Origin of the sequence: Brevundimonas aurantiaca (assembly GCF_904830995.1) — a bacterium.
Classification (GTDB): domain Bacteria; phylum Pseudomonadota; class Alphaproteobacteria; order Caulobacterales; family Caulobacteraceae; genus Brevundimonas; species Brevundimonas aurantiaca.
Genome location: NZ_CAJGVD010000001.1, coordinates 97597 through 110324 on the forward strand (window position 1 = coordinate 97597; position 12728 = coordinate 110324).

General features: G+C 65.1%; 10 protein-coding genes and 2 pseudogenes. 11 read left to right on the forward strand and 1 reads right to left on the reverse strand.

The window, feature by feature from the left end:
* Nucleotides 1-31: 31 nt before the first annotated feature.
* A complete protein-coding gene (locus JMT67_RS00520; protein ID WP_201462423.1) occupies nt 32-223 on the reverse strand; it encodes a heavy-metal-associated domain-containing protein in 192 nt (63 codons plus the stop codon).
* Between the two features lie 102 nt (nt 224-325).
* On the opposite strand from JMT67_RS00520, the gene JMT67_RS00525 reads away from it, so the two are divergent.
* The 11 genes and pseudogenes from JMT67_RS00525 (at nt 326) to JMT67_RS00570 (ending at nt 12683) form a co-directional block, all read left to right on the forward strand.
* Nucleotides 326-790 carry a DUF4396 domain-containing protein gene (locus tag JMT67_RS00525; protein ID WP_201462424.1) on the forward strand — a complete coding sequence of 155 codons (465 nt, stop codon included), beginning with the start codon at nt 326-328 and terminating at the stop codon, nt 788-790.
* 86 nt (nt 791-876) lie between these two features.
* Complete coding sequence (locus JMT67_RS00530; protein WP_201463932.1) at nt 877-1413, forward strand: DUF305 domain-containing protein; 537 nt, start codon at nt 877-879, stop codon at nt 1411-1413.
* Between the two features lie 118 nt (nt 1414-1531).
* Nucleotides 1532-3064 carry a heavy metal translocating P-type ATPase gene (locus tag JMT67_RS16540; protein ID WP_456061814.1) on the forward strand — a complete coding sequence of 511 codons (1533 nt, stop codon included), beginning with the start codon at nt 1532-1534 and terminating at the stop codon, nt 3062-3064.
* Between the two features lie 17 nt (nt 3065-3081).
* Entirely contained in the window at nt 3082-4005 is a 924-nt protein-coding gene (locus JMT67_RS16545; protein WP_456061822.1) for an HAD-IC family P-type ATPase, read from the forward strand.
* A pseudogene (locus tag JMT67_RS00540) lies at nt 4002-4396 on the forward strand (Cu(I)-responsive transcriptional regulator). Before JMT67_RS16545 ends, JMT67_RS00540 begins: the two are co-directional and overlap by 4 nt.
* 800 nt (nt 4397-5196) lie before the next feature.
* Nucleotides 5197-5316, forward strand: a pseudogene (locus tag JMT67_RS00545) (IS5/IS1182 family transposase); the annotation flags it as partial.
* A 205-nt stretch (nt 5317-5521) separates the two neighbouring features.
* Nucleotides 5522-6067, forward strand: a complete 546-nt coding sequence (locus JMT67_RS00550; protein ID WP_182713699.1) for an RNA polymerase sigma factor — start codon at nt 5522-5524, stop codon at nt 6065-6067.
* Nucleotides 6045-6989, forward strand: a complete 945-nt coding sequence (locus tag JMT67_RS00555) for a FecR family protein (protein ID WP_201462425.1) — start codon at nt 6045-6047, stop codon at nt 6987-6989. The genes JMT67_RS00550 and JMT67_RS00555 overlap by 23 nt, the downstream gene beginning before the upstream one ends.
* 95 nt (nt 6990-7084) lie before the next feature.
* Nucleotides 7085-10375, forward strand: coding sequence for a TonB-dependent receptor (locus tag JMT67_RS00560; RefSeq protein ID WP_201462426.1), 3291 nt, complete (start codon nt 7085-7087; stop codon nt 10373-10375).
* Nucleotides 10376-10428: 53 nt separating this feature from the next.
* Nucleotides 10429-11721, forward strand: coding sequence for a dicarboxylate/amino acid:cation symporter (locus JMT67_RS00565; protein WP_201462427.1), 1293 nt, complete (start codon nt 10429-10431; stop codon nt 11719-11721).
* Complete coding sequence (locus tag JMT67_RS00570) at nt 11718-12683, forward strand: dienelactone hydrolase family protein (RefSeq protein WP_201462428.1); 966 nt, start codon at nt 11718-11720, stop codon at nt 12681-12683. The genes JMT67_RS00565 and JMT67_RS00570 overlap by 4 nt, the downstream gene beginning before the upstream one ends.
* Nucleotides 12684-12728 lie beyond the last annotated feature (45 nt).

A 12728-nucleotide genomic window follows, 5' to 3' on the forward strand; every position in this document is an offset into this window, starting at 1 on the left:
CGGCCGATCCAGGGACCGGCTGCGATCCTGCTCAGGCGACCCCGTAGCCGGCCTGCTCGATCGCCGCCCGGACGCGGCCCTCGTCGGCGTCTCCCTCCACTCTGAGCGTCCCGGTGGCGATCTCAATCTCCATCCGGGCCGCGGGCGCGACCTCCAGCACGGCGGCCCGCACCGTCGCGGCGCAGCCGCCGCAGGTCATCCGCTCAACCTTCAACTCGATCATCGTCATCTCCTTTGTCGATCGACGATCAGGCAGGTGGGGTTTCCCAAGATGGGAAGGTCAAGGGGTGCTGCTCAATCTCCGTCCTTCGCAAGACACGAGCCCATGACGCAGGCGCACGCTCACGGCGTATCGTTGAACCGTCTAGCCTTCGCCGCGACGCTTCATTGCCTGTCGGGCTGCGCCGTGGGCGAGGTTATCGGGATGGCCGTCGGAACGGCGCTCGGATGGAGCGCCCTGCAGACCATCGCCCTTGCCGTCGGTCTGGCTTTCATCTTCGGCTACGCCTTCACCATGGTCCCGCTGCTGCGGGCCGGATTGGCGTTCGGGGCGGTACTGAAACTGGCTTTGGCGGCGGACACGGTCTCGATCGCGATCATGGAGATCGTGGACAACGCGATCATGCTGGTCATTCCCGGCGCGATGGACGCTCATCTGGACTCGCCGCTCTTCTGGGGCAGCCTCGGAGCCGCGCTCGCGATCGCCGGCGCCGCCGCCTTTCCCGTCAATCGCTGGCTGATCGCGCGGGGTAAAGGTCACGCGGTCGTGCACGCTCATCATCGTCACTGAGCCGTCCGGTTGACCGCCGAGACCGGAACAGCCGGCCGGTCCCATCCGTTGCCCCGGTTTCAAGAACAAGGACTGGGAGAGTGAAAATGAAAATGGGTTGGGGCCGGTTCGCCGGCATGATCGCCACCTCGACGGTGGTGATGTTCTTCCTCATGTATCAGCTGGTTTACAGTTGGGATCACGTCTTCTTCAGTCTGAACCGGATGATGGCGTCGCTCATCATGGGCTGCTTCATGACCATTATCATGCTCGGGTTCATGTGGGCCATGTATGAGGGCAAGCGCACAAAGACCGTGATCGTGGTTACGGCCGCCGTCCTTGGCGTCGCGCTGCTCTACATGAACCGCTCGCAGACGCTGGTCAGCGACTCGAGCTTTATGAAGGCGATGATCCCGCATCATTCGATCGCGATCAATAACGCTCGAAAGGCGTCGATCAGCGACCCCCGTGTGCGAGAACTGGCGGACGAGATCATCTCCAGTCAGGTTCGTGAGATCGAGGAAATGAAGCTTCTTCTCGCCGACATCGATCAAAATGGAGAACGCGCTGACCAACCGTTACCGGCCCGCCCGGCGGTGCTCACGCCCGACATGCAGCCGAAAATCCGGGAGGCGGTGCGATAGGCTAGGAGCGATCGCGCCGCCAAGCGACGTCGTGTGACGCTGCTTTGGCGGGGTCCTTGACCTTCCCATGACTGGAACCTTCATCAAGGGCGGGACTTCGATTTTGGAGACCGTCCCGATGACAACTACGCCCTTGCGAATCCTCGACGTTCCCGTGCTGGGCATGACCTGCGCCAGCTGTGTCGGGCGGGTCGAGAAGGCCATCCGAGCCGCGCCCGGCGTGAAAAGCGCCACGGTCAACCTCGCGGCCGAACGCGCGCGAGTGGAGCTGGACGGCGCCGGCTCTGCGGCGGCGGTGACCGAGGCGATCCGTTCCGCCGGCTACGAGCCGATCGAACGCACCGTCGAACTGAAGATCACGGGCATGACGTGCGCGAGTTGCGTCGGCCGTGTCGAGCGCGCGCTGAAGGCGGCGCCCGGCGTCCTCGATGCGCACGTCAACCTGGCGACGGAACGCGCCACCGTCCGGGTTCTGGAAGGCGCCATTGACGCCCGCGCCCTGACAGAGGCCGTGGCCAAGGCGGGCTACGCCGCCGAGGCGGCTTCCGCGCCCGAAGCGACCAGCGAGGATCGCGAGCAGGCTTCGCGAGCGGCCGAAATCGGCAGCCTGGGACGCGCCGTCGCCGTCGCCGGCGCCGCGACCCTTCCCCTGTTCGTCATCGAGATGGCGCTGCACTTCGTTCCCGGCGCCCACGGCTGGCTTATGGACTCCATCGGCATGACGCCATGGCGGATCATCAGCTTCGTGCTGGCGACCTTCGTGCTCTTCGTTCCGGGTCTGCGCTTCTACCGCAAAGGCGTGCCGAACCTGGTCAGGCTGACGCCGGACATGAACTCGCTGGTCGTGCTCGGCGCCACCGCCGCCTGGGCTTTCTCGACCGTCGCGACATTCTTCCCCCAATGGCTGCCGGACGGGACCGCCAACCTCTATTTCGAGGCGGCGGCGGTGATCGTCACCCTGATCCTCGTCGGCCGCTGGTTCGAAGCGCGCGCGAAGGGCCAGACCAGCCAGGCCATTCGCCGTCTGATGACGCTCCAGGCCAAGACCGCCCGCGTCGAACGGGGTGGATCGGAAATCGAACTGCCGATCGATCAGGTCACGCCCGGCGACGTGATCGTCGTCCGGCCCGGCGAACGCGTTCCGATCGACGGTTCGGTGCTGTCCGGCGGCTCGTATGTCGATGAGTCCATGCTGACCGGCGAGCCGATCCCGGTCGAGAAGATCGAGGGCACCAAAGTCGTCGGCGGCACGATCAACACCGCGGGCGCCTTCCGCTTTCGGGCTGAGAAGGTGGGCTCTGAGACCGTGCTGGCGCAGATCGTGCGTATGGTCGAGGCGGCCCAGGGCGCCAAGCTGCCCATCCAGGCGCTGGTCGACAGGATCACCGGCTGGTTCGTGCCCGCCGTCATCGCCGTGGCCGTGCTGACCTTCGGAGTCTGGCTCGTTTTCGGCCCGCAGCCGGCGCTGGGCTTCGCCCTCGTCAATGCGGTCGCGGTGCTGATCATCGCATGCCCCTGCGCCATGGGACTTGCGACCCCGACCTCGATCATGGTCGGGACTGGCCGCGCCGCCGAACTCGGCATCCTGTTCCGCAAGGGAGAGGCGCTCCAGAGCGTCGAGGTCGTCGCTTCGACAAGACCGGCACCCTGACCGAGGGACGGCCGGAACTGACGGACCTCACCGTCGCCGAAGGCTTTGCCGAGGACGAGGTGCTCAGCCTTGTCGCCGGGCTGGAGACCCGGTCGGAGCATCCGATCGCCCGCGCCATCATCAGGGCCGCGGAGGAGCGAGGTCTGCCGGTTCCTGATCCTGAGACCTTCTTGTCTCGTCCCGGCTTTGGCGCCGAGGGCCGGGTCGCCGGACGATCCGTTCAGGTCGGCGCCGACCGGCTGATGCGCGGCTTGAGCCACTATCTTACCGTCTTCGCCGTCCAGGCCGAGCAATTGGGAGAGGAGGGCAAGAGCCCGCTCTACGCGGCGATCGACGGCCGCTTGGCAGCGATCATCGCCGTCGCCGATCCGATCAAGCCCACAACCTCGGCCGCCATCGCCGCCATTCACGCGCTGGGTCTGAAGGTCGCGATGGTCACCGGCGACAATCGCCGCACGGCCGAGGCCGTCGCCCGCCGCCTCGGTATCGACGAGGTGCACGCCGAGATCCTGCCGGACGGCAAGGTCGAGGCGGTCCGCGCCCTTCAGATCGGCGGCCGTCGCGTCGCCTTCGTCGGAGACGGCGTCAATGACGCTCCAGCTCTCGCGGCGGCGGATGTCGGCCTCGCCGTCGGAGGCGGAACGGACGTCGCCATCGAGAGCGCGGATGTGGTCCTGACCGGCGGAGACCTCCGCGGCGCGGTGAACGCTGTCGCTCTGTCGCGCGCCACGATGGGCAACATCCGTCAAAACTTGGTGTGGGCGTTCGGCTATAACGTCGTGCTGATCCCCGTGGCGGCGGGTTTGCTGTTCCCGCTGTTCGGTTGGTTGCTGTCGCCCATGCTCGCGGCCGGCGCGATGGCCCTGTCGAGCGTCAGCGTACTGACCAATGCGTTGCGTCTGCGCGGCTTCAAGACCCGCTTCGAAGGAGATGTCGCATGAACATCGGCCAGGCCTCCAAGGCGACCGGCGTGTCGACCAAGATGATCCGCTACTACGAGTCCGTCGGCCTCATCCGGCCAGCGGACCGCACGGATAGCAACTATCGCGACTTCGGCGAGCGGGACATCAACGAGCTGCGCTTCATCCGGCGTGCCCGAAACTTGGTCAGCTGCTCGCGCTTTGGAGAGACCGCGCGCGCCCCAGCCGCGAGGTCAAGACGGTCGCGGAAAAACACGTCGCGGATCTCGATGCCAAGATCGCTGAGATGCAGTCTATGGCCGACACACTGCGGCACCTTGCCCACTGTTGCGCGGGCGATGATCGTCCCGATTGCCCGATCCTGTCCGACTTGGCAGGGCCATCGGCGGGTAGTGTTGCGCCTTCGTTGTAGGGGACAGCCGTGCGACCTAGGAACTGAATTGGCCATGGTCGAGAACCCGGATCAGTAGCAGGGCCGTGACTGGACGTGTCGGTGCCGGCATGGCCCCCTACCGACACAACAGGGGGCGACCATGGGCATCGTGCGATTGGGTGCGGACGGGAGCGTGGAAGTGCTGGAGCGGAGCACGCCGGAGGAGGCTGCCCGCGCGCAGGAGGGGTTGCTCAATCTGGCCCGGGCTCTCGGCCGACTGGCGGCTGCTCGCGACTTTGACGCGGCGAGACCGAGGGGCGCCGCTGCGGCTGAGGCGGATGAGATCGACCCGTAAACCGAGGCTGTTCTCGCGGTAGGCCCTCATGGTATCTGAGAAGTAAGGTGTGCACCGGCGCGATTCGTTGACAAACGATGCTTTTGACATTGTCAATACATCTCGAAAGATGTCGTGATCACGCGCTTTTTACATGGTAATATTTCATCAGTGTTTTCAACAGTCCTGTGTATTTTCGGACAGCGACACGGTGCCGTCAGCTTCATGCGTGAAAAAACACCTAAAGATCATAACACTACTGGCGCTGATGTAATCGAGTGGGAGTGAGAGGCGGCGGGCATGCGGGTGCGACCTCTGGCGAAGGTGGGGGTTGCCGACAGGGCGACATTGGCGCTCCGGCTCGGCCAATGCGATCCTGTAGGACTACGGCGCTAGATTTGCAGGACGTATGCTCAGCCTATGCTCTTGAGTTGCGCCATCTATTGGCGCTTGATCCGCATTTGCCCACCCGTGCCCAGGTCGAAATCGCTGCGATCGGGACATCCGCCTCAAGCACTTCCGCCGCGTCGCAACCCGCTTCGACAAGCTGGCAAGAGACATCCTCGCCACCGTCCTGCTGGCCTCGACCCGCCTCTGGCTCAGGGCTTATGAGTCCAGAACCTAGGCAAACGGAGCGGCGACGGACGTTTTTATCGACCGTCCACGCTGGCTTTGTAACAACTGCGCGACAGCGCCCGAAAAAAGGAGGGCATCCTCCCGGTGCGGGTGATTTCAGAGATCGCGGGCTTGCTGCCTTGTGAAGGCGCGTGCCAGTCTCTGTGGCCATGGGGGTTTCAGAAGACACAGCGCGTTGGCTTGCGCGAAGCGTGATGCCGCATGAGCCTGCGCTGCGCGCATGGTTGCGCCGGGCGGCATCGCCAGCCGACGTTGATGATATCGTGCAGGAAACCTACGCGAAACTGATCGGTGTCGCGGATGTCGGATCCATCCTTAACGTGCGCGCTTATCTTTTTCGCACGGCCCGGTCTGCTGCAGTCGATCGCTTAAGACGGAAGAGCGTGGTGCCGCTCGACGCCGTCGCAGATATTGACAGACTTCAGGTGGCGGCAGATGCGGTGACGCCAGAAGACGAAGTCGCGGGCCGAAACGAACTTCGGCTTCTCGCGAAAATGATTGACCGCCTTCCCGATAAGACACGCCGCATCTTCATTCTCAGTCGGGTCCAAGGACGCTCTCAAAAAGAGATTGCGCGGGAGACGGGATTCCCGGAAAGCACCGTCGAAAAGCACATAGCCAAGGCCTTTGTCCTCTTGATGGCCGCATACGCCGATGGAGGATATGATGCTCCAGATGCGTCTAGGTTGCGAAACGTGCGGATCGGACGAAGGGCGGATGGCAGAGACGGAAACGGCTGAAGAGATCGATCGCCGCGCCGCCCTGTGGGCCGCGCGGCTTGATCGTGGGCCGTTTTCACCGGCGCATCAGCGGGAATTCGACGCCTGGGCGGGAGAGGACCCACGTCGCCTGGGCGCGTTCGCCCGCGCCCGCGCCATAGCGGTTCATACCAGACAAGCGGCGGCCTTGGCAGGCGGACCCGTCGCCGAACAACCGATGGTCGCGCGACGCTCTCTGCTGGCGGCGGGCGTCGCTGTGGCGATGTTGAGCGGAACGGGTCTGGCCGCCGCCTACTGGCGGCGGTCTCAACGTCTCGACACGCAGCGCGGCGAGATTCGCTCGGTAAAACTGGATGACGGCAGCGTCGTGACGCTCAACACCCTGTCGCAGGTCAGCGTCCGCTATACGCGATCTGTGCGGGAAGTCGTCCTCATGTACGGCGAAGCCCTGTTCGAGGTGGCCGTCGATCCCGTGCGGCCGTTCGTCATGCGGGCTGCGGGCGCGGTGCTGACCACCTATGACGGCGCATTCCTGCTGAAGCGGCTGAATCAGGCGCCGCTCGAGATCGTCGCCTTGGCGGGATCGGTCCATATGCGGGTCGGGCGGGACAGGGCGCACATCCTGACCGCCAACCAGCTGATCAGCCTGGCCGGCGGCGAAGCGACCAGCCCTCGTTTCGTCGATGCGCCCCAAACCGGGCGGCTTCTCGCCTGGCGTGACGGAAAGATCGAGTTCCACAACGACAGCCTCGAACAGGCGGCCGCCGAGTTCGCGCGCTTCAGCGAAGTTCCGATCCTGCTGGCGGATCGGAACGTGGCCGAAATGAAGATCACCGGCCTGTTCGAAGCGAACGATCCTGCGGCCTTCGCCCGGGCGGCGGCGCGCAGTCTGAACCTCCGCGCGGAAATCAGCTCGACCCGGATTCAGCTTCTTCACGGTTAAATATTTTCCGGACGCTGGAGGATTTCTGATCCCTGAACCGTCTTGTCTATGTCCGGTGCGCCGGGGGAACATAGACAGACGGATCGGGGGATCTCATGGTGTCGTGGAAGAGTTGGCTGGCGGCGGGCGTCGCCGGCGGGGTGCTTGTCGTGGCCGCCCATGGGGCAGCTGCTCAGGTGAGGCAGTTCAATGTGGCGGCCCAGCCGCTCGCTCAAGCCATTCCTGACTTGGCGCGTCAGGCGGGCGTGACGATTTCAGCGCCCACCGGCCACCTCACGGGCCGCGTCGGACCCGCCGTCTCGGGGCAGATGGACGTCGAAGACGCGCTCAGCCGCCTGCTTGAAGGCACCGACCTCTACGTCGCCTCGCACGAGGGATCGACCATTATCCTGCAAAAGCGAACGCCCGGCGACGGACGCGCAGCCGAGGTCGAAGAGGTCGTGGTCGTCGGTAGCCGGATCAGGGGGACACGCATAAACGAAGCCCTGCCGGTCACCGTCGTCGACCAGTCTGATCTGGATGCGATCGGCGCCGCAGACGGCGACGATCTTTACCGCTCCATCGCACAGATGGGCGACGTCGGTTTCAATGAGGCGGACAGCGACAACGGCGGGATCAACAATGCGCGGGGCGATGTGGCGTCGATCGATCTGCGTTCGATCGGCACGGGCAATACGCTTGTACTGCTGAACGGCCGGCGATTGGTGCCTCACCCCGGTACGCAGATCGAAGGCTATGTGCCGGTTCAGACGGTCAACACCAACGCCATCCCGACATTCGGCCTGCGTCGGGTCGAGGTTCTCGCGGACGGCGCTGCGGCGCTTTACGGCACCGACGCGGTGGCCGGCGTCGTCAACAACGTCCTGCGCGACAACTTCGAAGGCTTCACGGTCCAGGCCGCCATGGGGCACGACGAAGGGGGAATGGAGGAATATTCCTTCGATTTTCACGCTGGCAAGGACTTCAACAACGGCAAGACCAACGTCTCGATCATGGGCGGCTACCTGACCCGGGATCCGCTCTACATCTGGGAACGCGACTATGCGACGGTCGCGGGGCGGGTGGCCGCCTTCAACGGCCGCGCCTCTGGCCTCGACTATGGGACCTACAGCACGATCACGGCCTGGGCTGAGGGCATCAAGCTGGATCCGAAGACCTACAAGAACGCGGGAACCACCACGCGCGTCAACGGAACGACCCTGACATCTACCGCCGGCACCTTCCACGTTCAGCCCAGCACCAACGCCGGCTGCATCACCGGCGCCTATACGACGGGGACCTGTTTCGACAACTCAACCCTGTCGACGACGAGCGAGGACAACAATCTCCGATATGATCTGGACTCTATGCGGACCATCAGTTCGGCGGTGGACCGCGCCAATCTGTTCACCTTCATCAACCACGAGTTCGATAACGGCGTCGAGTTCTTCGGAGAGCTGAGCTACTACTGGGGCGAGACTTGGTCGCAGCGCCAGCAGGACACGCCGCTGGACACGCAGCGCGTCCTCATGTCGCCGACCGCCTATTGGAATCCTTTCGGCGCCACGGGCGTGACCGCCCGGCTGAGCGGATTGTCCGGGGTGCCGACGACCGGTTCAGCGATCCAGATTCAGGACTACCGTTTCGCCGATCTCGGCTATCGGGAGGTCGAGGTCGAAAACGTCACCACTCGATATCTGGGCGGTCTGCGCGGCGAACGCGTCGGCTTCGATTGGGAAAGCGCCTTGCTCTACAGCAAGGCCGAAACGACCGACGAAATGGACGGGGTCAGCATGACCTTGCTCCAGCACGCGATCAATAGGACGACGCCTGACGCCTATAATCCCTTTGTGGGCGGCGACCTGACCAGTCCCCAGAACGGTGCGACGGGTTTGAACAGCCAGGAGACGATCGACAGTTTCATGGTCAAGGTCTACCGCTATGCCGAGACCGAGCTCATGCAGTGGGACTTCAAGGTCTCCAAGGGCGACTTCTATCCGGTCCCGGCTGGACATGTGGGCCTGGCGGCGGGGGTCGAGGCGCGTCGCGAAACCTTCGCTGAAGATCGCGACCCGCGTCTGGACGGAACCATCACCTTTACGGACCTGGCAGGCGTCGTATCCCAGAGCGACGTGATGGGCGTGTCCTACACCCCGGACAGCTCGGGCGCCCGCAACGTCTACTCGGCCTTCCTCGAACTGGCCGTACCGGTCGTCTCGCCCGAGATGAACATCCCGCTGGTGCAGTCGATCGACCTCCAGATTGCGGGTCGTGTGGAGAACTACACCCTGTTCGGAACGGTCGGGGCCCCGAAGATCGCGCTGGCCTATCGCCCGACGCCTTGGCTGATGTTCCGCAGCGCCTGGTCGGAAGGCTTCCGGGCGCCCAACCTGCTGCAACTCCACCAGCCGGATTTCGAACGCTCCAACAGCCGGCGTGATTACGCCGCCTGTGCGGTGCAACTCGCTATCGGCGCAATCCCGACGCTGACGACCAGCAACGACTACTGCACCAGCGAAGATCGGATCGAAAAACGGTCGGGGAACACGGACCTCAAGGCGGAGACCTCCGAGAACCTCAGCCTGGGCCTGGTGTTCGAACCCGAACTCTGGTCCGACCGGTTCGGCGACCTGACGCTGACCGTCGATTACTGGAAGATCCGGCAGGAGGATCTGGTCGGAATTTTCGGCGGTACGAACCAACTGATCAGGGACTACTACCTGCGTCAGATGGGTAGTTCGAACCCCAATGTGGTTCGCGATACGCCCAACGCCCAGCAGATCGCCGATGCGGCCGCAGCGGGCCTCGCGCCCGTCGGCGACCTCTTGTACATCACCGACGAGTACATGAACCTGCAGCCGCGCGAGTCTGAAGGCCTCGATTTCCGCCTCTTCTACACGCTGCGCGACACCCCGGTCGGCGACTGGCGGCTCAGCCTCAACGCCAGCCAGAAGCTGAAACTGTATCAGGAGGCCAGCGAACAGCATCAGATCCTGCTGGACGCCCTGGCCGACGGCACGATCGCGGGCGTGACGGTCGGCGGCGTGGAAGACCTGATCGGACAGAACGGCCGGCCGGAATGGAAGTTCACCGCGTCCCTGACGTGGGACCTGGGGCAGTGGACCTCAGGCTGGTACACCAGCTACGTCTCCGACTTCGTCGACACCAGCGCCACCTATGTGGATACCGACGACTATTGGGTGGTGGACGAGTGGCTGACCCACAACCTCTATGTCCAATACGAATTCGACAGGGGCGGCCCGCTGGACGGCGCCCGGGCCCGGACCGGCGCGCGAATTCTGTCCGACGAGGCCCCGCCGCTGGCCGACGACCGGTTCGGCTACAACGGCAGCGTCCATTCCAACCGCGGCCGCTGGTGGTACGCCAGCATCCGCAAGTCCTTCTAATGGCGACGCCCGGGCGAGGCTGAGGCCTCGTCCGGGCCTCTCTGGAAATCGACATGTCCTCCCTTGCGCCTTCGGCGGGCTTGGCCCGACCGGTGCGGATCGTCACGCGCCTATGGTTCGCCACGCCGCTGTGGCGACGGATCCTGCTGGGTCTGGGGCTGGGCGTGCTCGCGGGCCTGGTGCTCGGAGAACGCGCCCAGGATCTGAAATGGATCGGCGACCTCTTCGTTCGGCTGATCCGCATGTTGGTGACCCCGCTGGTGTTCGTGACCGTCGCCGCCGGCGTGTCGGCCATGTCCGACCCGGCGCGTCTGGGAGCGGTCGGTCTCAAGACCATGGTTCTCTACTTCGGCTTGATGCTGGTGGGCGCCGCCGTCGGTCTGGGCCTGGGCGCGCTGATCCAGCCGGGCGCCGACGTCGATCTAGCGGGCGTCGCGCCCGCGCCTCTGGCCGACGCACAGGATCTCGCCGCCGTCCTCGCCGACATTGTGCCTTTGAACCCTATCGCGGCCATGGCCGAGGGCGACATTCTCGCCGTCATCTTCTTCGCCTTGTTGATCGGCGCCGCCCTGTTGGTGACGGGCGAGGACGGACGCCCCTTGCAGAAAGTTCTGGAGTCCGGATCGGCCGTGCTTCTGCGCGTCGTCCAGTTCGTAATGGAGCTGGCGCCGTTCGGCGTCTTCGCCCTCATCGCCTGGGTGATGGGAACCAGCGGGCCGTCGGCCTTCGTCAGCGTCCTGCGGCTGTCTTGCTGTGTTGTTGTCGGCGCGGCGTTTCAGACCTTCATCGTTCACGGCGCCGTACTGCGTCTTCTGGCGCGAACGCCGGTTCTGCCCTTCTATCGCGACATCGTAGACGCGGTGGCGGTGGCCTTTTCGACCTCGTCCAGCGCCGCGACCCTGCCTGTGGCGCTGCGGGTGGCCCAGAGAAATCTCGGCGTCAGCCCGGCGATCGCCTCGACGGTCTTGCCGCTCGGAGTGACCCTGAGCATGGACGGCGCCGCCCTCTACGTCGGCCTCTTGGCCGCCTTTTCCGCCCAGGTTTTCGGCGTGGCCCTGGGGCCAGCCGACTATCTCGCCATAATGGCGGTCACCGCCATGGTGGCCCTGGGCGCCGCGCCCGTGCCTTCGGCCTCCCTGTTTCTGCTGGCGGCAGTGCTTTCAGTCATCGGTCTGGGGCCGGAGCAGACGGCCTTGATCGTCGGCTTCATCCTGCCCTTCGATCGGCCCCTGGACATGATCCGCACCGTGCCGAACTGCACCAGCGACCTGGCCGTCGCCGTCGCCGTCGCGCGGATGGAGGGCGAACTGGATTTCACAGCCTACAAGGAGAGACCGCTCGAATGACCCGTCCTCAACGCCATCTCTCGGCGCTCCTCGCCGCCCTTCTGGCCGCGGCGCCGGCCGTCCAGGCGCAGGAGCAGCCGCAAGCCCCGCTGAACTCTGATGCAGTTCACCACACGGCGATATCGAACACCGCCGTCCGGCAGGACTCGGCCACGGCTGAACAGCGGCTCGGCGAGCGGGTCGTGTTTCGCAGCATGGACGAGCCGCGAACCGAACTGGTCGGCTATCTGTTCCGGCCGGAGGGACCAACGCCCGAATCCGGCGCGCCGGCGGTCGTCCTGCTGCACGGCAGGGGCGGGGTCTATTCGTCCCTGGCCGACGGGGTCTATGAGGCGCGGAACCTGACGCTGCGACTCAAATTCTGGGCCGCGTACTGGACCGACCGGGGGTACTACGCCCTTGTCGTCGACAGTTTCGGGCCGCGAGGCTATCCGACCGGTTTCGCGGCCGGGACCTACAGTTCGCGACCGCCAGAGATCAACGAAGTGACGATCCGCCCCCTGGACGCCTATGGCGCGCTGCGGTTCCTGCGCAGCCTGGAGGGGGTGGCGGATGACCGGATCGGCCTGATGGGCTTCTCCAACGGCGCCAGCACTGTCCTTTCGGCCTTGGCTGACGACAAGCCCGGCGACATGCGGCGGATAGGCTTCCGGGCGGGGCTTGCCCTCTATCCGGGCTGCGGCCTCCAGGGACGGTTCCGGCGGGAGTACAAGGCCTATGCGCCGGTCGAGGTCTTCATGGGAACGGCCGACCAGGAGGTGTCGCCCGAAAGCTGCCGGACCCTGGTTGATCGCGCCCAAGCGGCGGGCGCTTCAGTGAACCTGACCCTCTATCCGGATGCGGCCCACGGATTCGACGATCCCAGCCGCAGCCGCCAGGCGGTCGCCGCCAACGCAGCCGCGACTGAGGATCTTCGCGGCCGCGTCGACCGCTTCTTCGAAGCTCAGCTGGCGCCCCGCTGACTCCAGATCCAGGCGGGCAGGGGCGTCGGCGTCCGGCCGACGCCC

What these genes read in the sequence shown, in the direction of transcription:
- JMT67_RS00520 (WP_201462423.1), bottom strand. Translation starts at nt 223, where the DNA reads ATGATCGAGTTGAAGGTTGAGCGGATGACCTGCGGCGGCTGCGCCGCG.
- JMT67_RS00525 (WP_201462424.1), top strand. Translation starts at nt 326, where the DNA reads ATGACGCAGGCGCACGCTCACGGCGTATCGTTGAACCGTCTAGCCTTC.
- JMT67_RS00530 (WP_201463932.1), top strand. Translation starts at nt 877, where the DNA reads ATGAAAATGGGTTGGGGCCGGTTCGCCGGCATGATCGCCACCTCGACG.
- JMT67_RS16540 (WP_456061814.1), top strand. Translation starts at nt 1,532, where the DNA reads ATGACAACTACGCCCTTGCGAATCCTCGACGTTCCCGTGCTGGGCATG.
- JMT67_RS00550 (WP_182713699.1), top strand. Translation starts at nt 5,522, where the DNA reads ATGCCGCATGAGCCTGCGCTGCGCGCATGGTTGCGCCGGGCGGCATCG.
- JMT67_RS00555 (WP_201462425.1), top strand. Translation starts at nt 6,045, where the DNA reads ATGGCAGAGACGGAAACGGCTGAAGAGATCGATCGCCGCGCCGCCCTG.
- JMT67_RS00560 (WP_201462426.1), top strand. Translation starts at nt 7,085, where the DNA reads ATGGTGTCGTGGAAGAGTTGGCTGGCGGCGGGCGTCGCCGGCGGGGTG.
- JMT67_RS00565 (WP_201462427.1), top strand. Translation starts at nt 10,429, where the DNA reads ATGTCCTCCCTTGCGCCTTCGGCGGGCTTGGCCCGACCGGTGCGGATC.
- JMT67_RS00570 (WP_201462428.1), top strand. Translation starts at nt 11,718, where the DNA reads ATGACCCGTCCTCAACGCCATCTCTCGGCGCTCCTCGCCGCCCTTCTG.